Annotated in this window: 21 protein-coding genes and 1 other annotated feature; all 21 genes read left to right on the top strand. The window is 41.8% G+C overall.

Features of this window, described 5'->3' with window-relative positions:
* Nucleotides 1-43: 43 nt before the first annotated feature.
* The 21 genes from ACIQXV_RS09465 to ACIQXV_RS09365 all read left to right on the top strand — a co-directional run bounded on the left by ACIQXV_RS09465 (nt 44) and on the right by ACIQXV_RS09365 (nt 19666).
* Nucleotides 44-1399, top strand: coding sequence for an aspartate aminotransferase family protein (locus ACIQXV_RS09465; RefSeq protein ID WP_402958142.1), 1356 nt, complete (start codon nt 44-46; stop codon nt 1397-1399).
* A 325-nt stretch (nt 1400-1724) separates the two neighbouring features.
* The gene (locus tag ACIQXV_RS09460; RefSeq protein ID WP_402958141.1) at nt 1725-2687 is read left to right on the top strand and encodes a DNA-binding transcriptional repressor DeoR; all 963 of its coding nucleotides are present in this window, start codon (nt 1725-1727) and stop codon (nt 2685-2687) included.
* A complete protein-coding gene (pduL, locus tag ACIQXV_RS09455) occupies nt 2680-3339 on the top strand; it encodes a phosphate propanoyltransferase (protein WP_402958139.1) in 660 nt (219 codons plus the stop codon). Before ACIQXV_RS09460 ends, pduL begins: the two co-directional genes overlap by 8 nt.
* A 5-nt stretch (nt 3340-3344) precedes the next feature.
* Nucleotides 3345-4073, top strand: coding sequence for a hypothetical protein (locus ACIQXV_RS09450; protein WP_402958137.1), 729 nt, complete (start codon nt 3345-3347; stop codon nt 4071-4073).
* 14 nt (nt 4074-4087) lie between these two features.
* Nucleotides 4088-4387 (top strand): EutN/CcmL family microcompartment protein, encoded by a 300-nt coding sequence (locus ACIQXV_RS09445; protein WP_402958135.1) that lies wholly within the window; start codon nt 4088-4090, stop codon nt 4385-4387.
* 2 nt (nt 4388-4389) lie between these two features.
* Nucleotides 4390-5817: an aldehyde dehydrogenase family protein gene (locus ACIQXV_RS09440; RefSeq protein ID WP_402958133.1), complete on the top strand. Its 1428-nt coding sequence runs from the start codon at nt 4390-4392 to the stop codon at nt 5815-5817.
* Between the two features lie 112 nt (nt 5818-5929).
* Entirely contained in the window at nt 5930-6208 is a 279-nt protein-coding gene (locus ACIQXV_RS09435) for a BMC domain-containing protein (protein WP_402958276.1), read from the top strand.
* Between the two features lie 11 nt (nt 6209-6219).
* A complete protein-coding gene (gene tpiA / locus ACIQXV_RS09430; protein WP_402958131.1) occupies nt 6220-7059 on the top strand; it encodes a triose-phosphate isomerase in 840 nt (279 codons plus the stop codon).
* The gene (gene rpiB / locus ACIQXV_RS09425) at nt 7056-7511 is read left to right on the top strand and encodes a ribose 5-phosphate isomerase B (protein WP_402958129.1); all 456 of its coding nucleotides are present in this window, start codon (nt 7056-7058) and stop codon (nt 7509-7511) included. The genes tpiA and rpiB overlap by 4 nt, the downstream gene beginning before the upstream one ends.
* A 15-nt stretch (nt 7512-7526) precedes the next feature.
* Nucleotides 7527-7814 (top strand): EutN/CcmL family microcompartment protein, encoded by a 288-nt coding sequence (locus tag ACIQXV_RS09420; RefSeq protein WP_402958128.1) that lies wholly within the window; start codon nt 7527-7529, stop codon nt 7812-7814.
* A complete protein-coding gene (locus tag ACIQXV_RS09415) occupies nt 7815-8090 on the top strand; it encodes a BMC domain-containing protein (RefSeq protein ID WP_402958126.1) in 276 nt (91 codons plus the stop codon).
* A complete protein-coding gene (locus ACIQXV_RS09410) occupies nt 8090-8353 on the top strand; it encodes a EutN/CcmL family microcompartment protein (protein ID WP_402958124.1) in 264 nt (87 codons plus the stop codon). Before ACIQXV_RS09415 ends, ACIQXV_RS09410 begins: the two co-directional genes overlap by 1 nt.
* A 168-nt stretch (nt 8354-8521) precedes the next feature.
* The gene (gene deoC / locus ACIQXV_RS09405; RefSeq protein WP_402958274.1) at nt 8522-9169 is read left to right on the top strand and encodes a deoxyribose-phosphate aldolase; all 648 of its coding nucleotides are present in this window, start codon (nt 8522-8524) and stop codon (nt 9167-9169) included.
* A gap of 173 nt (nt 9170-9342) precedes the next feature.
* Nucleotides 9343-9543, top strand: coding sequence for a helix-turn-helix domain-containing protein (locus tag ACIQXV_RS09400; protein ID WP_402958122.1), 201 nt, complete (start codon nt 9343-9345; stop codon nt 9541-9543).
* 107 nt (nt 9544-9650) lie between these two features.
* Nucleotides 9651-11897, top strand: coding sequence for an AAA domain-containing protein (locus ACIQXV_RS09395; RefSeq protein ID WP_402958121.1), 2247 nt, complete (start codon nt 9651-9653; stop codon nt 11895-11897).
* A gap of 281 nt (nt 11898-12178) precedes the next feature.
* Nucleotides 12179-12790 (top strand): NAD(P)H:quinone oxidoreductase, encoded by a 612-nt coding sequence (wrbA, locus tag ACIQXV_RS09390; protein WP_402958119.1) that lies wholly within the window; start codon nt 12179-12181, stop codon nt 12788-12790.
* A 107-nt stretch (nt 12791-12897) separates the two neighbouring features.
* Nucleotides 12898-13116, top strand: a binding site (T-box leader).
* 50 nt (nt 13117-13166) lie between these two features.
* A complete protein-coding gene (gene proB / locus ACIQXV_RS09385) occupies nt 13167-14279 on the top strand; it encodes a glutamate 5-kinase (protein ID WP_402958117.1) in 1113 nt (370 codons plus the stop codon).
* An 8-nt stretch (nt 14280-14287) separates the two neighbouring features.
* Nucleotides 14288-15529 (top strand): glutamate-5-semialdehyde dehydrogenase, encoded by a 1242-nt coding sequence (locus ACIQXV_RS09380; RefSeq protein WP_402958115.1) that lies wholly within the window; start codon nt 14288-14290, stop codon nt 15527-15529.
* Nucleotides 15530-15623: 94 nt separating this feature from the next.
* The gene (locus tag ACIQXV_RS09375; RefSeq protein WP_402958114.1) at nt 15624-17900 is read left to right on the top strand and encodes an ATP-dependent DNA helicase; all 2277 of its coding nucleotides are present in this window, start codon (nt 15624-15626) and stop codon (nt 17898-17900) included.
* 96 nt (nt 17901-17996) lie between these two features.
* Entirely contained in the window at nt 17997-18779 is a 783-nt protein-coding gene (locus ACIQXV_RS09370; RefSeq protein ID WP_402958112.1) for a hypothetical protein, read from the top strand.
* Between the two features lie 26 nt (nt 18780-18805).
* Nucleotides 18806-19666: a DUF3307 domain-containing protein gene (locus tag ACIQXV_RS09365; RefSeq protein WP_402958111.1), complete on the top strand. Its 861-nt coding sequence runs from the start codon at nt 18806-18808 to the stop codon at nt 19664-19666.
* The last annotated feature ends 111 nt before the right edge of the window (nt 19667-19777 follow it).

Raw genomic sequence — 19777 nt, 5'->3', positions numbered from 1 at the left:
ATTAATGGTGTCAGGCACCAATTATAATATTGGGGGGATGGTAATGGTGCAAACGAGTGGTTCTCATAAGATGTTGTGGGAGCAGGATGATCGGTATGTTTGGCATTCGATGAAGCCGTATAATCCGCAGGCGACGATTGTTGCGACGAAGGCAGAGGGGTCTTGGGTGACGGATGTCGATGGGAAACGTTATTTGGATGCAATGGCAGGTCTTTGGTGTGTGAATGTTGGCTATGGAAGGACCGAGCTTGCGGAAGCGGCATATGAGCAATTGAAGGAGATGGCCTATTTTCCGCTGTCGCAAAGCCATGTCCCGGCAATTAAACTGGCAGAAAAACTGAATGAAATGCTAGGTGATGAGTATGTCATCTTTTTCTCGAACAGTGGGTCTGAGGCGAACGAAACCGCCTTTAAAATGGTTAGACAATACCATCAGCAGAAGGGTGAGCCTAACCGCTATAAAATCGTCTCACGCTACCGAGCCTATCACGGCAATTCAATGGGGGCATTGGCCGCAACCGGGCAGGCGCAAAGAAAATACAAGTATGAGCCGCTGGCACCAGGGTTTATACACGTATCTCCACCCGATTCGTACCGTGATGATACAAATGTGACCAATCCAATGGAATTGTCTTCGGTAAAAGAAATTGATCGGACAATGACATGGGAGCTGAGTGAAACGATTGCGGCGATGATTATGGAACCAATCATTACCGGCGGCGGTGTCCTCGTCCCGCCTGATGGGTATATGAAGGCAGCAAAAGAAGTGTGTGAAAAACATGGTGCACTCCTGATTGTTGACGAAGTAATTTGTGGTTTTGGCCGTACAGGCAAGCCGTTTGGCTTTATGAACTACGGTGTGAAGCCGGATATCATCACCATGGCAAAGGGAATCACCAGTGCCTATTTACCACTTTCAGCAACGGCAGTCCGCAAAGACATTTATGATGCATTCAAAGGTTCAGAGGAATACGATTATTTCCGCCACGTCAATACGTTTGGCGGTAACCCGGCAGCCTGTGCATTGGCGTTGAAAAATCTTGAAATAATGGAAAAAGAAAAGTTATTCGATCGATCCAGAGATTTAGGGGAAGAGTTACTAAATGACTTAACCAATCTGCTCCAGGATCATCCATATGTAGGGAATGTCCGCGGAAAGGGATTATTAGTTGGTATTGAATTGGTAAAGGATAAGAATTCTAAAGAACCATTGGATACGGGCCTTGTTAATCAAGTCATCGCCAACTGTAAGCAGGAAGGGATTATAATAGGAAAAAATGGGGCAACGGTCGCCGGTTACAATAATGTGCTAACCTTGGCACCACCGTTAAATATTGAACAGAAGGACCTGCAATTTATTATTAAGACGCTGACAGAAGCCTTTAATAAAATACGCTAGTTTTTGAAAAAGAACACTTGCCATCTTACATTTTGTAATGGCAGTTGTTCTTTTTTTATTCTAAAAAAACGATAAAATTTTTAGCTTCAGCCAACAACTAAGAATTAAGTGAAAAAATGTCGAAATACTCCGAAAGAGAGATTGACAGAAGCTTTGCATCGGTTATAATAAAATTAGCAAATGTTCATCTAGGTTTTACATAATTTCAGAATCTGGAGATTTTTGAAAAATGGTTATTTATATTTATTCAAAAGATTGTAACCGTTTACTTTTAAGAATCGGTAGCTTTCAAGTTTGATATCTTAAGAAAAATAGGTGAATAATGATGGCGGATGAAAAAATTTCGCGCCTGGTGGATGTGGCTAAAATGTACTATCAATTAGACTACAGCCAGCAGGAAATCGCGAAAAAGTTAGGTATTTCCCGCCCTACTGTCTCAAGACTTCTCGTACAAGCTGTTGAAGCGGGTGTTGTCCACATAAAAATTTGTGATCCGTCCGAAGATGTCCTGGAGTTGGCAATAAAGGTGAAGGATCAATTTAACTTAAAGCATTGTATTGTGGCACCGATTCCAGAATATGAGGATGAACTGATTAAAGAGAAGCTAGGTGAAGTTTCTGCCGATTACCTGCACAATATTGTCCAAAGTGGCGATACCATCGGAATCACTTGGGGAACAACTCTTTTTCAACTTGTGAAAAAACTGCAGCCTAAGAATGTAAAGGATGTTACGATTGTCCAGCTTAATGGCGGGGTGAGTTACTCAGAATCAAACACATATGCATCAGAGATCATTAATGGCTTGGCAAATGCTTTTAATACCACTCCACATTTCTTGCCAGTACCGGCGGTCGTAGACCACATTGTGGTGAAACAAGCCATTGTTGCCGACAGGCATGTGAAAAGGATTTTGGAACTCGGCAAACAGGCAAATATTGCGATCTTCACGGTAGGGGAACCAGGTGAACAATCAACACTGATGCACGCCGGCTATTTTTTAGACAGCGACATCGAAATACTGAGGTCAAATAAGACAGTTGGTGATATATGCTCAAGATTTATCGATATTGATGGTCGTATAAGCCATGAAGCGTTAAATGATCGTACGGTAGGCATAGAACTCTCTCATTTAGCTGAAAAGGAATATGGCATCCTCATTGCTGGCGGCAATACAAAAATTGATGGGATTTACGGGGCACTCCGAGGACGGCACGCCAATGTCCTGATTACCGACCAATATACGGCCAAAGCTTTACTCGATATGGGGGGTGATAACGTTAATGGATAAAGAGAAAATTAGAAATTTAGTTGAAGAGATTCTTAGGAATACGCTGCAAAAATCAAAGCAGGTTCCGATTGCGGCTTCTAATAGGCATATTCATTTAGCACCTGAACATGTAGAAAGGCTCTTCGGTCGCGGCTACCAATTGCAGAAGTTGAAGGATTTATCTCAGCCGAACCAATTTGCGGCGAAAGAAACCGTTTCACTCATCGGACAAAAGGGTAAAATTCAGAATGTTCGAGTTCTTGGTCCGGCGCGAGGCAGCACCCAGGTGGAAGTGTCTTTGTTTGACGGATTTACTCTTGGGGTGAACCCCCCTATACGAAATTCCGGGGATATCAAAGGCTCAGAGTCGATCACAATTCAAGGTCCGCGAGGGCAAATCACGATTAACGAAGGATTGATTTGTGCTGCGCGCCACATTCATATGCATCCTAGTGATGGTGACGCGTTTGGCGTATCTGATGGAGATCTCGTTCAAGTGAAAGTCGATACCGACCGCGGGGTTATTTTTTCAAATGTTTTGATTCGAATATCACCAAAATACAAACTTGAGATGCACATCGACCTTGATGAAGCAAATGCCGCAAACATCAAAAACGGACAATTGGGCGAGATTGTTGAAATTAAGAACAAAAAGCATTTAAGTGGGAGGTGACGCGGATGGATGAAAAAACACAGATTAAAATGATTGTCCAGCAAGTAGTCGAAGCCTACTTAAATAAAAGCTTACAAGAAAAAAAGGAACAGCCGATTGCGCTCCTATTAGGCTATCAATCACCTAATCCAACAGCTGTTTTGGAAGCGATTACTCCAATACTTACTGCTTACGATGTAACGTTCATTTTATCAAAGGATTGGCTGCCAGCTGTTAATCAATTTAATGGAACATCCTATGTTTTATTAGAAGAGACAACACAGCAAGATTTGCTTAGCCTTGTTGAACAATCATCTGTTTTTGTTGTTCCGGCAGCATCCTACCGCTTCCTGTCGAAGCTTGCCTTAACGATCGATGATGAACTGGCAGTATGGCTTTCTGTTCAATATCAATTACTCGGTAAACCTATTGTCATTGCTAGCGATTATGTTGCACCAAATGTTTATCAGCAAATCTATGCTCCACATTCGGTCCAGGAACGATTGCAGTCATACATAAGGCAGATTCAAGCAGATCATGTTAAATGGGTTTCTTTAAGTAAGTTAGCAAAAACGGTTGATGACCAATTCGCAGCTTACCGTGAAAAACAATCTCTCATTCTAGCAAGACATGTGGAAAAGGCATACCAGGATGGACTAAACGAAATTATTGTTCCGTCAAAGAGTAAGGTAACGCCTTCTGCTAAGGACCTGGCGAAAGAATTAAAGATGCAGATTACGAATACAGATTCCTAGAAAGGAGGGGCGCTATGATCATTTGTAAAGTGGTTGGCTCAATTGTCTCTACCACCAAAGCAGAAAAATTGAAAGGGAAGAAGCTTCTTATCGTTCAGCCGCTTGATTTAAAGACGATTGTGGAAGATGGTAAACCGCTTGTTGCGATTGACACTGTCGGAGCAGGTGTTGGCGAAGTCGTGTTACTTGTCAGTGGCAGTTCAGCAAGGCAAACAGAAATTACAAATGGTGTCCCTGCAGATGCTGCAATTATTGGGATTGTCGATCAAATTGAAATTCAAGGGGACCTTACCTTTACTAAAGGAGGTAGCTAAATGTGCAAATAAATGAAACCGATATCAAAAAAATGGTTGAACAAGTTTTGCAGCAATTAGGGCAAGGCCAAACGGCTGAAGTACCTGCCGAATCACATGCTGAGATCAGCTTAGGTGATGGTGTGTTTGCCACTGTTGATGAAGCAGCGGCAGCAGCTAGGATGTCATGGGAAATACTGCGGAAGCTCACCGTAGCAACAAGAAGACAAATGATTGAAAATATGAGAGAAATAAGCCGCAATTATGCAAACGAGTTAGCCCAGCTTGCTGTCGAAGAAACGAAGCTAGGCAAAGTCGAAGATAAAATTGCGAAAATTCTTTTAGCAGCCAACAAAACGCCCGGCATTGAAGATCTTGTCAGTACCGCATATTCCGGTGATGATGGCCTAACACTTGTCGAATATGCACCAATTGGCGTATTTGGCTCCATCACACCATCAACCAACCCTGCCGCAACCGTCATTAACAACTCGATTTCACTCATTGCCGCGGGTAATACGGTTGTATACAACCCGCACCCAAGTGCAAAACGTGTATCGATTAAAACGTTGAAGCTGTTAAACCAGGCGATTGTCGCTGCCGGAGGACCAGAAAATGCACTCACATCTGTAGCCTCACCGAATCTTGAAACATCGGCTCAAGTGATGAATCATCCTAAGGTGAACGCTCTTGTGGTTACGGGCGGCGGACCGGTTGTAAAGGCGGCGATGTCAGTTGGCAAAAAGGTCATTGCTGCAGGACCTGGTAATCCACCTGTTGTTGTTGATGAGACAGCGATTATAGCAAAAGCGGCAGCTGACATCGTAAAAGGGGCGAGCTTTGACAACAACGTATTATGTACCGCTGAAAAGGAAGTCTTCGTCGTTGACAAAGTCGCCAATCTCCTTAAAACGGAAATGGTGAAGAATGGAGCGATTGAACTCAAAGGCTTTCAATTCGAAAAGTTGCTTGAAAAAGTCCTCGTGAAGAAAAACGATAGGTTTTATCCGAACAGAGATTTTATCGGTAAGGATGCTTCTGTCATTTTGCAGGCAGCCGGCATCCAAGCGAATCGGAATGTGAAATTAATCATCGCTGAAACAACAAAAGATCACCCATTGGTGATGACAGAAATGTTAATGCCAATTTTACCAATAGTCAGAGTCCCTGATGTGGATCAAGCGATAGAGCTTGCCGTAATCGCTGAAAAGGGCAACCGCCACACAGCGATTATGCACTCGCAAAACATTACCAATTTAACCAAAATGGCACAGGAAATTCAGGCTACAATTTTTGTGAAAAATGGACCTTCTGTCGCTGGTTTAGGCTTTGAAAGTGAAGGGTTCACAACACTAACGATTGCCGGGCCAACGGGTGAAGGATTAACAAGTGCGAAAACATTTACACGTCAGCGCCGCTGCGTTTTAGTAGATGGATTTAGAATTATATAGTGGGGTGTGTTAATTGGCAAAATCGATGGAAGAAAGACCTGTCACTTCACAAGAAGAAAAAACACAAAAACAAGAACAACCAAAATTAACGGTTACTAAAGGAGGAAATAAAATGGGTCAAGAAGCGTTAGGCATGATCGAAACAAAAGGTTTAGTAGGGGCAATTGAAGCAGCAGATGCAATGGTAAAAGCAGCAAATGTAACATTAGTTGGCAGAGAACTAGTTGGTGCCGGCCTTGTTACAGTAATGGTTCGTGGTGATGTAGGTGCCGTTAAAGCTGCCACTGAAGCTGGTGCTGAAGCAGCACAACGTGTTGGTACACTTCTTTCTGTGCACGTGATTCCACGTCCGAATGGTGATGTAGAAGGTATTTTACCGAAAGCTGAATAAGGTGAATGAGAATGGGACAATCCATTGAAAGCTATATCAAACACCTTGTAAGAGATGCGATTGGTCATACTTTAGGCGGGCTTGAGCTTCAACGTGACCGCAAGACCTATGTCATTGCCAATTGGAAAATGAACAAAACAATAAACGAGACAGCTGAATTTTTTCAAAATGTAAAAAGCAGTAAGGATGTATCTGTGGTGGTATGTCCTTCGGCACAGCTGTTATTTCCGGCACATCTTTTCATCAAACAGTCAGGGCAGCCCATTGGTTTAGGCGGACAAAACGTCCATTGGGCCGATAAAGGTGCCTACACTGGTGAAACATCCGCTAGCATGTTGAAGGATGTTGGCTGTGAATATGTCATCATTGGTCACTCCGAAAGAAGGCAGTATGCCGGTGAAGATGATGTGTTAGTGAACAAAAAGGTGAAGCAGGCGCTTAAAACAGGACTTACTCCAATCATTTGCATCGGGGAAACATTAGATGAAAAGAATTCAACCCGGACGGAACAAGTTTTATCGACACAGCTATTCGGTGCATTGAAAGATCTTCATTCCGGCGATATTATTATTGCCTATGAACCGGTCTGGGCGATTGGAACTGGGCAATCAGCAACCGCTGAATTAGCTCAGCAAACACACGCATATATCCGGTCTGTCTTGAAGCAAATTTTTGGCGGGCAAGCAGACAGTATTTCCATTTTATATGGCGGGTCTGCGAATGAAAATAATGCTGCCGACTATAGTGGAATGCCCGATATTGACGGTGTACTTGTAGGCGGGGCAAGCCTACAGGCTCATTCGTTTGAAGGAATTATTAATGTATTTGCCAAAGGAGAACAAAATTCATGAAAAAAGTTGCGATTGGCTGCGACCATGGTGGATACGAACTGAAAGAAACAGTAAAAGCGTATTTAACTGAACTAGGTTATGAATACCTTGATTTTGGCTGTAAGGCTAATGAATCGGTAGACTATCCCGATATTGCCTTTCTTGTTGGTGAAACGGTCGCTACGAATGCAGACTATGTTGGCATCATGATTGATGGTGTCGGTATTGGCAGCGGAATGGTGTTAAATAAAATACCAGGTGTACGCGGTGCCGTGTGCTGGGACTTGTCTTCTGTCATCAATAGTAAAGAGCACAATAATGCCAACGTGCTATCGATTGGCGGACAATTTATTGGTGAGGGTCTGGCAAAGCAATTAGTCAAAACATGGTTGGAAACCGATTTTGCCGGCGGCCGACATGACCGTCGTGTCACGAAAATCATGGAAATCGAAAGCCGGTTCTTACACCGATAAAGGCAGGTTAAAAATATGTTTGTAGCCAAAGTGATAGGAAACATGGTCTGTACTCATAAAGACGACAATTTAAAAGGGTTAAAGCTTCTGATTGTCCAGCCGGTAGATGACCAGCTGAAAGATAAGGGCAAACCACTTGTGGCTATAGATACGATTGGACAGTCAGGAGAAGGGGATCTCGTTTACCTTGCAAAAAGCAGAGAGTCTTCCTTACCGTTAAATAAAGATTTAGTTCCATCAGATGCTGGGATATTGGGAATTATCGACTATTATAATGTGACAAAACGAATGGAGGAAATATAAATGAGCAACGCATTAGGAATGATCGAAACAAAAGGTTTGGTAGGAGCAATTGAAGCAGCAGATGCCATGACAAAAGCGGCAAACGTAACACTACTTGGAAAAGTGAATGTTGGCGGCGGTTTGGTTTGTGTCATGGTACGCGGTGATGTAGGTGCCGTGAAAGCAGCAACAGAAGCAGGTGCCGATGCAGCGCAGCGTGTTGGTGAATTCTTATCCGTTCATGTGATCCCAAGACCACACTCAGATATCGAAAAAATTCTTCCTGCAGGAAAATAATGAAACTAGCAAAAGTGGTTGGGAATGTCGTATCAACGATTAAAACACCAAGTCATCAAAATAAAAAGCTGATGGTTGTCATCCCTGTTGATGCATCAGGGAAAGAATGCGGCGATGCGATAATCGCGTTTGACCGTTTTCAAGCAGGGGTTGGCGATTATGTGCTAATACTCGAAGAAGGCGGGTCGGCACGGGACATCTTAGAAGACCCTAAAGGCTCGTTTGATGCGGTGATTGCCGGAATCGTTGATCGACTACATTAATGTGAGGTGAGCACGATGCAAATGGAAGCATTGGTTGAACAAATTACGAATCAAATTATGCAGCAATTAACAAATAAACAAGAGTTAAAAGAAGTTAAACCTTCTGGAAACGTGACCTATAAAGAAGGTTCTGCTTCAAACATTATCACGGGTCCGTCAGTCGCACGAATGATTGACCATACACTATTAAAACCAGAAGCATCTAAAGACCAGATTGTTAAGCTTTGTGAAGAAGCAAGAGAACATAAATTCGCAACAGTTTGTGTGAATCCATATTGGGTACAGACGGCTGCTAAAGAACTGAATGGTTCTGGTGTTGGTGTTACAACCGTTGTCGGCTTCCCATTAGGGGCAACAAGCACATTTGTAAAAACAGCTGAAACACGCGATGCCATTGCGAACGGTGCGACTGAAATTGACATGGTCATTAACGTTGGTGCGCTTAAGTCAGGCGACTTTGAAACCGTGAAAAAGGATATCGAAGGTGTTGTGTTAGCCGCAAAAGGTCACGCACCTGTTAAAGTAATTATCGAAACGGGTCTCCTTGAAATTGAGGAAAAGAAAAAGGCTTGTATTTTGGCAAAAATGGCTGGTGCGGACTTTGTGAAAACTTCAACTGGCTTTGGCCCTGGCTGCGCGACGGCTGAAGATATCAAATTAATGCGCGAAGCTGTCGGTCCTGAAATGGGTGTGAAAGCATCTGCATGTGTAAGAGACTTAGATACAGCCAGAAAATTAATCCAAGCTGGTGCAACCAGAATTGGTGCAAGCTCAAGTATTGCCATCATTACCGGCGGACAGGGTACCGGCTATTAATAATCTGGCATGTTCAAGGTGACTTTAGAGTTTTTCATAGGGTAGCAACTACTCTATGAAAAACTCAACTTTCTCTTATCCTCTTATTCTAAAAAGTATTGAAAATGTTTAGATATTTTATTATAATGAAATAGACAAAATGTAATCGCTTACATAAATAAGGGGTGTTTCGAATGAACAATATTGGACATCAACTAAAGAAAATGAGAGTAAACCGTGAAATAGAAATAGAAAAACTTGCGTTGCTTTCCGGTCTAAATGCCGAAACGATTGCGGCGATTGAAGATGGCGAGCTTGATGTACAGGTTTCAACTTTAGCAAAGATCTCTGATGTGTTGAACTGCACCTTCTCTATCGGTGATGTTTCCATTTAAATTTACTTATCGAAAGCATTCATTGCAATATTGCAGTGAATGCTTTTTTATTTTTTTCCTAAAATGCTATGATAAGGTTGAACTTACATACTTAAAGGAAGAGATCCATGACAAGTACAGTAACATACATAAAAGAATGGCAGCAGGCACTACAAAATGAAATATCCCATTTAAAAAAGTACGGTAGTAACAAGTTCATCGTCTCAAATGGCAGGTTACTGTCGAGTGAGGGCTCGTTTACCTACTATTTTGATACCGCCTTTTCATTAAGGATTCCAGTTGGATCTTCGATTCGACTTGAGTGGGGCGGTATGAAACAAGGCGGGCGTGTGCTTTCATCTGAAGGCAAAGGGGTGATCATTGCCCTTGATCAATCACTCGGAGACTTAATCTCAGAAGCAACCCTGTTTCATGATCCATGGGAACTGCTTGAACAGCTGATTCAACGTTTGGATGATATAAAAAAAAATAAGCAGAAGCGGTTACGGGTGAAAAAATTGATGGATCCGTCAATGCCGGCAAAGCATCCTGCGGAAAAAAGTAAAAGTAATGTTCATGAATTAGTGTTACGGTCAAAATATAATCCAGTGACATTTGTATGGGGACCGCCAGGCACAGGCAAAACATATACACTTGCCCGTGTTGCCGCAAATAAGTATTTTCAAGAAAAGCGGGTCTTGATCTTATCGCATAGTAACCAAGCGGTTGATGTCTTAATCAGTGAAATTTCGACATTTATTAAAAAGAAGGACCGCTATCATGAAGGTGATGTCCTTCGTTATGGATTCAATACTGGGGGACTTCTTGCGGCACATGAAGCGATTACCACGACCCAGCTGCTACAAAAGCATGACCCCCATCTTGCGGATGATAAAGAGAAATTACTAGAAGAAAGGCGTCATCTGAAGCAGGATTTAGCTCGTTCTTTTAGCAAAAGGGATACAGATCAATTACTAGAGCTTGAGACAAAGATTTCCAGAGTCCTTGAGAAGATTCGACAAAAAGAAATTCAGTTTATAAAGGATGCGTTTGTAGTTGGGACAACGCTGGCTAAAGCTGCGAGTGACCCTGCCATTTTTGAAAAGGAATTTGACGTTGTCATCCTAGATGAAGCCAGTATGTCCTTTGTTCCACAAGCTGCCTTTGCAGCATCGCTCGGAAAACGCGTCATTATTTGCGGTGATTTCAAACAATTACCACCGATTGCCTCCTCAAGAGATGCTTTAGTATCGATGTGGTTGAAGGAAGATATCTTTCACCGTGCAGGTGTGGTCGATTGGGTGAACGATGGCAAGCTTCATCCACATTTATTTTTATTAAAAGAACAACGGAGGATGCATCCGGATATCTCGGCATTCACCAATCAGTGCATCTACCATTCACTCGTTGGTGATCATGAAAGTGTCCAGACGAGCAGAAATAAAATCGTCGAACAAGCACCCTTTCCTCAAAAGGCATCCGTTTTAGTGGATACAAGCTTTACCGGAGCCCATTGTATGTCTGAACGGACATCGCATTCGCGAATGAATCTTTGGCAGGCATTACTGTCCTTTCAACTCATTCATGAATCATACGCGAGTGGTTTACGATCGATTGGGTATGTGACTCCCTACCGGGCACAGGCTAATTTAATGGAGTTGCTGCTTGAGGATTTATATGAAAAAGAGCGCGTAACTGCCGATATTATTGCGGCGACCGTTCATCGATTCCAAGGCAGTGAGCGGGATGTGATGGTTTTTGACACGGTAGACAGTGAGCCGCAAACCCGTGCAGGCATGCTCTTAACCGGCAAGGATAGTGAACGATTGATTAATGTTGCGATCACGAGGACGAAAGGCAAGTTCGTTCATGTCAGCAATCGATCGTTTATTCGTAAGCATGTGTATAATGGAAAAACACTGAGACAGCTTGTAGACCACCAGGAGAGACATCTGCAAACTGTTGGAACAAGGGAAATTGGCACATGGATTAACCATCAGCATCCAAGATTGCAATGGATGCATGCGATGAAGCTTGAAAAAGTATTCCATGATATTAAAAACGCACGGATGTCGATTGTAATCTCTTTACCAGTCCGAACCGTTCTTTCGGAGCAATGGATAGAAAAGCTTTGCAGCCGATACAAACGGGTAAAATTAACGGTTATTTCGGGGGATGAATGGCTGGAGGTTCTGCCAGATCAAAGGTTGGACGAAAGCTTGTCATTTCCATTTATCATCATTGACCAGTGTTTGCTCTGGCTGGGATTACCGTTTGAAGCGGCAAGAGGAGTTCATCCGCCTTTTATTGCAGTCCGACTTGATTCTCATAAGGTATCTGAATCTTTTTTAAGTCAATTTTTCATGAAAGAGTAGGTTTTGCAGGATATTTTCTGCAATTTCCACTCTTTTTTTATGTTTATGTGTAATTCACCCCTCCAAACCTTGGTGTGAGCAGATTTTCCAAGGGGAAATTTTTTTTATCGGCGAATTTTGAGGTTCTATCAGCGAATTATGGCATTCTATCAGCGAATAATAGCATCCTATCGTCGAATCCAATTTAGTACCTATTATCCTTTGAATGAAAAACAAATTAATGGAGATGATAAATTTGTTCGTTTGGATTTTGAATTTTTTCATAAAAAGGAGTCAACAAAATGACAAATGTAAAATTAGCGGTCATTTATTACAGCATGGGCGGCACAAACTATCAGCTTTCACAGTGGGCCGCTGAAGGTGCAAAAGAAGTTGGCGCGGAAGTGAAGGTATTAAAGGTACCAGAGCTTGCACCACAGTCGGTGATTGAAGGAAATCCAGGCTGGAAAGCACATGTGGAAGCAACTGCACATGTGCCTGAAGTAAAATTGGAGGACATAGAGTGGGCTGACGCCATTATTTTCAGTGTCCCGACTCGATTTGGGAATATGCCTGCGCAAATGAAGCAATTCCTTGATACGTGTGGCGGTCTTTGGTTTAACGGTAAGACCGTAAATAAAGTGGTGAGTGCGATGTCTTCAGCCCAAAATCCTCATGGTGGGCAAGAGGCAACGATTCTTTCACTTTACACCTCAATGTACCATTGGGGAGCGATCGTTGCAGCACCAGGTTATACGGATCCGGTTATTTTCGGTTCAGGTGGAAATCCATACGGAACAAGTGTAACTGTGGGTCAGGATGGAAAAATGATTGAAGATGTACAATCAACCGTGAAGCACCAGGCCAAGCGTACCGTTACTGTCGCAGAATGGGTGAAAAAAGCAAATCAATAATAGAGGAAAAGCTGATTAGGGAAACCTCATTGGCTTTTTTTATGGAAATTTTCAAAAAACTCTATTGACATTTTCAGCTTTTCTAAGGATAATCAAAGGAAATTATGAAAAGAAAACGGTAAGGGATTAGTAAATCTTTGGAATGTGTAAGAGAGTGAAACCCATAGGCTGAAAGGTTTCTCACGGGAAGATGATTGAACCTGCCCTCTAATTGCTGCTTATGAAAACATAAGCCGTTCTCCCTCGTTACGGGTTCAAGTGGATGCGAGCGCAGTGCTTGGCATCAATGAAGGTGGTACCGCGGAAACGATTTTTCCGTCCTTTTTTAGGACAGAAGAATCGTTTTTTTATTTTTAACAGAAAGGTTCGAAAAGACATGAAAAAACAGCTCGTGGTTGTAAAAATTGGGAGCAGCTCGCTTACAAATGCATATGGGACGATCTCTGAAGAGAAAATGCGTGATCATGTGGAAGCACTTGCTTTTTTAAAAGCCGAGGGACATGAGGTCATTCTGATTTCATCCGGTGCTGTTGCGGCAGGCTTTGGCTCACTTGGATATCCAACTCGGCCAAGAAGTACAGCCGGAAAACAGGCGGCCGCAGCTGTTGGGCAAGGCCTATTAATGCAACATTATATTCAGTTGTTTCAAGAGTTTGACATGGTACCGGCGCAAATATTATTAACTCGCGAAGATTTCTATAGCCAGACCCGGTTTCAAAACCTCTTTTCGACGATTCATGAACTGCTCCAAAGAGGCGTGTTGCCGATCATTAATGAAAATGATTCGGTATCAATTGAGGAATTGACCTTTGGGGACAACGATTTGTTGTCAGCCCTCGTGAGCGGTTTTTTACATGCAAATGCCCTGATCATTTTAACAGATATTAATGGGCTCTATGATGGCAATCCGATGATTTCGAAAGAGGCTAAAAAGTTTAATTTTATCCCGGAGGTTTCTGAAGAACTGCTTTCCGTTGCTGGTGACAGTGGTTCCGCTGTTGGGACTGGCGGAATGAAATCGAAATTACTGGCAGCGAAAAAGGCCTTATCCCTCGGTGTCAGCGTCTTTGTCGGAACCGGAAATGGCAAGGAAAAACTCGCAGATATTTTGGCCGGTAAAGGGGATGGCACGTATATCGGCGGTCCATTCCAAACGCAAATGCAAATGAGAAAGCAATGGATTGCCTATCATTCTCAGGTCGGCGGCGTCATCGAGATCGATGATGGTGCAGAAAAAGCCATTCTATTTCAAGGTAAAAGTTTGCTGCCGGTTGGGGTCACGAATGTCATTGGGGAATTTAATGCCTTAGATGTCGTGGTGGTCAGGAACCAAAAAGGGAATACAGTCGGAAAAGGGCAGATTTATTATTCCTCAAAGGACCTTTTAATGGTAAAGGGTTTACCAAGTGAACAATCAAAAGGATATTCGATTAACAAAAAAGCAGAAGTAATTCATCGTGATAATTGGGTCACCATGCCAAAGGAGTGAGCATTAGGATGAGTGAGTTGTTAGAAAAAGCAAGAAAATTAAACAAAGCAGCAAAACAGATGGGGATGCTTTCAGCTGTTGAGAAAAATGAGGCATTAGCAATAGTAGCTGACCATTTATTGACAGAGAAGGAATGGATTTTAAGTGAAAATGCCAAGGATATTGAAGCTGGGAAAGAAAACGGACTCACGACGTCTCTTTTAGATCGTTTGCTTTTAACGGAAGAGCGAATCGAACAAATTGTCGACGGAGTTCGTCAATTAATCCATTTGGAGGACCCAGTTGGTGAAACAATCGAAGCCTGGGAACGTCCAAATGGTTTGCACATTGAAACGGTTCGGGTACCGCTTGGGGTCATTGGAATGGTATACGAAGCACGTCCAAATGTGACGGTTGATGCTGGAAGTCTTTGTTTAAAAGCGGGAAACGCAGTGCTTTTACGAGGAAGTTCTTCAGCGATTCATTCGAATAAAGCACTTGTTCACGTTATGCGCCGGGCACTTGGCGGGACGGCCATTCCAGAGGATGCCGTGCAGCTTTTGGAGGATACGAGTCGTGAGACAGCGGCCGAAATGTTTAAATTGAACCAATACTTAGATGTCCTGATCCCTCGAGGCGGCGCTGGGTTAATTCAAACAGTCATGAAAAATGCCACCGTTCCGGTTTTAGAAACAGGCGTTGGCAACTGTCATGTATTTATTGATGAAACAGCGGGTCAAAAAATGGGTATTGAAATAGCAATTAACGCGAAACTACATCGTCCATCTGTCTGTAATGCAGCGGAAACGTTACTTATTCATGAAAAATGGCCATATATTACAGAGATTCTTAATGCCCTTCATGAAAAAGGAGTTGAGCTGCGGGGCAGTGAAGAATTAGTCTCCAACTATTCGTTTGTCAAACAGGCAACAGAAGAAGATTGGCACACTGAATTTCTGGGGTCGATTTTAGCAGTAAAACTTGTGAGTGATGTTAGGGAAGCAATTGATCATATTGACCAATATGGTACTAAGCATTCAGAAGCGATTATTAGTGAAGATACAAAAAATGTTCGTTTATTTTTCAGGGCAGTGGATGCAGCGGTGCTTTATCACAATGCCTCAACACGGTTTACGGATGGTGAGCAATTCGGCTATGGGGCGGAAATTGGCATTAGCACGCAAAAACTCCATGCACGCGGGCCAATGGGGCTGAAGGCATTAACGACCACAAAAGCAATTGTGCAGGGAACAGGGCAAATTCGCTCATAAATGATATTTAGGCGCTAAAAAGGCGTCTATTTTTTTGTTTTCTGTTATACTTAAACTACAAACGTACATTCCCTTCAAGTAAGTTGGTGACCTAATGACAGATGAAATTCATTTATCCGTTCGTTCTCTCGTTGAACATGTATATAAAAGCGGCAGTATTGATACCCGTTTCCGTGCGCAGTCGACACTTGTAGATGGGACGAGGATTCACCAAAAAATCCAGAAAACCTATCGTGATGGTGATCAAAAAGAGGTTTATCTCAAAACTAAAATTACCTATGATGGTCTCACATTTATCATTGATGGCAGATGTGATGGACTTTTTTTTGATGATGACAAAGTTACAATCGATGAAATTAAATCTTTCACACGACCCTTTGACCAATTGGAAGGTGAAGGTTCCCCTGTTCACTGGGCGCAGGCGAACGTGTATGCCTATATGTATGCAAAAGACAATGCGCTGCCCGAAATTACTGTCCAGTTAACTTATGTCCATGTTGAAACGGAAGATAAACGATATTTTAAAAAGAAGTACACTTTCTCAGAACTAGAGACATTTGTTTTTGAGGTGGTTGAAGGCTACGCCCCATACGCCAAGCTGCAACAGGAGCATCGGAATAAGAGAAATGAAAGCTGTAAATCTCTGACTTTCCCATTTGAAACCTATCGAGCAGGGCAGCGAAAATTAGCGGGGGCTGTTTACAAAACCGTTGTAGATGGAAAAAATCTTTTTGCGAAAGCCCCAACAGGTATTGGCAAGACCATTTCGACTCTTTTTCCTGCGGTGAAAGCGATTGGAGAAGGTCAGTTGAGCCGAATTTTCTATCTTACCGCAAAAACGATTACCCGTACGACAGCGGAGGATGCTTTTACCCGGATGCGTTCCTGCGGTCTTTGTCTAAATGCGGTTACCATTACGGCAAAGGATAAAGTCTGTTTCAAAGAGGAAACGAAATGTCAAAAGGATTATTGTGAATTTGCAGATGGCTATTACGACCGGATTAATGACGCAGTTCTTGACATTTTAACAAATGAAACCGCCATGACCCGTGAAGTAATCGAGTCCTATGCGCGAAAGCATACTGTCTGCCCGTTTGAATTTTCACTGGACCTTGCCTATGCCGTTGATACGGTCATTTGTGATTACAATTATATTTTTGACCCGCGTGTGTCGCTAAAACGATTATTTGAGGATCAGAAAAAGACCAGCGTCTTATTAGTGGACGAGGCCCATAATTTAGTTGACCGCGCCCGGGAGATGTTCTCAGCATCGTTAAACAAAGAGACGTTTCTCCAATTGAAGAAAGACTTTAAGGGCGTCGATAAGCTAATTTTCGAGACAGCTGGTAAGTTGAATTCTACATTCTTTTCTTTGAAAAAAGAACATGGTGATAAAAATGAATTTGTCTTAGAGCAGCTGGATGTAGCATTTTTAGAACAGCTCCTTCTTTTTTTAAAAAGTGCAGAACAGGCTCTGCTCATTAAAACCTCTCAAGGCTTATTGGAAGCCTATTTCATGGTAAATAACTTCTTAAATATTGTTGAGCTTCTAGATGAACATTATGTGATTTATGGTGAAAAAAATAAAAACGATGTGACGGTTAAACTGTTTTGCATCGATCCATCGAAACTTTTACGGAAAATGGGGAAAGGGTATCGCTCAAAAGTGTACTTTTCCGCAACGCTTTCGCCCTTACCCTATTATCAAGATATCCTTGGCGGTGATCAGGAAGATTATGCTCTTTCTATCCCGTCTCCATTTTCAAACGACCAGGTCGATGTCTTTATCAAACCATTGTCCACTCGCTTCCGGGATCGGGAGCGGACGAAGGATGCGATTGTAGGTATGATGCAGTCATTAATGAAAAACCGGCCAGGAAATTACTTGATATTTTTTCCGTCGTATCACTACTTACAGTCCGTTTATGATCAATTCAAGCAGGAAGATGAAGAAACCAAAACAATAATTCAGTCCACAGGGATGACGGAAGTAGAAAGAGAGGAGTTTTTGGCGGCATTTCAGCCTGATCAAAACGCATCCTTCCTTGGCTTTGCTGTGCTTGGCGGTATTTTTTCTGAAGGGGTCGATTTAATCGGCGACCGTTTAAATGGAGTGATAGTGGTAGGTGTTGGGTTACCACAGCTTTGCTTTGAACGGAACCTTATAAAGGATCATTTTTATAAAATGGATAAGAATGGGTATGATTATGCTTATGTGTATCCAGGCATGAATAAGGTGTTACAGGCGGGAGGACGATTGATTCGCTCGGAAAAAGATCATGGGACGATTATCCTTGTCGACGACCGTTTTTTACAAAAGCAGTATCAAATGCTCTTGCCTCAGGAATGGAATCAGTTTACAATCATTTGAAGTATTTTACTATTGAATCGAATTGGACCGCAGTTTGACTATTTAATCTAACTTTATTAAAATTAGATTAAATAATCTAATTAGGGTGAGTGAACCGTGCAAAAAAAGCATTATCCAATATCGATTTTTATAGCAGATGTCAGTAATTCTTCTGCCGATAATAAGGGAGATGAACTGACTGTTTATTTAGATGATATGGTCCAAGCCATCAATATTTGGACAAATGAAATGGCTCCTATTAAAGTCAAGCATCGAGCTGGAGATGAAATCATCTTTGTTGGTTATGGCTATTCAACCGCCTATATCATTGCTTTTTTTCTCAGCAGGATTTGGAAATATCGTGATCACAAACCTTATTTTGGTTTGTCTTTTGGCGATATCGACCGGAAACTAGAAGAAGTGGATATTGAAAAATGGATTCATCCATTGATTAAGCAGGCCCGATATGCAAATGATTTGTTAAAGCAAGACCAAAACAGGCCGCTGTTTAAATTTGAGCTTGACCAGTTTTATACTAGTCCATTTATGTACAATCAATTTAGAAATGAATTTGAAACGTTATTCAATACATTATTGTATTTGCAATATAGTCTAATGAAGGAACAAACGACCATTCAGGAGCGTGTATGTTCCACCTATTTGATAGTGCAGCAGCAAAAAGCAGTAGGAAACCTATTAGGCAAAACACCGCCGACCATCTCGAGTCATTTTAAAAAAGGAAAAAGTGAAGAGATTCTCCATAGTTTTCATGAAATGATTAACATCCTAAATTCGTTGCAAAAAAGCTCCTATCAAGATATAGAGATAAAAAGTGACGTATTAAGCCATACAATTAGAGAACATGTGAAAGAAAATATAAATACTTTACTTGCTCATTAGCATGAACCGAACAGAGAGGGGATCCCATGCTGATTTTATGTCTACTACTCGCGCATTTAATCGCCGATTTTTATTTACAAACCGATGATATGGTACTGGAAAAGCTTAAATATATCAAAAAGCATATAGCACATCATTTTTTAATGACCGGATTCATTTTAGGCGGCTTTTTGATCTTTCATTTTAAACCATCGAATATCCTTAATTATTTTGTTTTCCCTTTGATTTTTATTGTTGTGTCTCATTTTTTTATCGACTTATTAAAAATGAAACTGTTCGATCCGATAAAGATATCGAATGAGGAGAATCTGAAACGGCTCAGCTTTTTCCTCCTAGATCAAATCCTTCATTTCGGCACGATCATTCTTGCTTGCCATTTATTTATCGGAATAACATTCAGAAAAATACTTGAAGTATTTGGCGAAGGTTCTAAGATAGGTACAGTAAATGCCGGATTATTTATTGTAATCATTGTTATTTTAACCACAAGTGTAAGTGGACATGTCATTCGGATTCTTTTAGGTTCTCTGCCGAATCAGTTGTTATCCTTTGAAGGAAAGTATTCATTTAAAACAGAACGACAAGAACCTATTGTCAATAAAAATATGGGGAAAAAGGGGTTAACGGAAGAATATCATTACACCATTTTCTCAAAACACGATCTTTCTCGCGGAAAATTAATTGGCTATATTGAAAGATTGCTAGTGTTAGTGTTGACATTTTACAGTGCCTATCCTGCGATCGGCTTTATTGTTGCGGCAAAATCGATTGCCAGATTCAAACAAATGGATGACAGGGACTGGGCGGAGTATTTCTTGCTCGGTACATTGACTTCGATGTTCATTGGCATCTCACTTGGGATTGTATTGCGCGAGGTTTTAACATAAAAAAATAGTATTTGATTTGTCGCCTTTAAAGTAGGCGGCTATTTTTTTTATAAAAAGGTGGCAATATTGGCAGCTATTTCATATAATTAAAGAAAAGTTGCCCGTGGGAAA

The sequence above is a fragment of the Neobacillus sp. NPDC097160 genome (assembly GCF_044762155.1).
Classification (GTDB): Bacteria; Bacillota; Bacilli; order Bacillales; family Cytobacillaceae; genus Neobacillus.
This window is presented reverse-complemented; position numbering and strand designations above follow the sequence as displayed.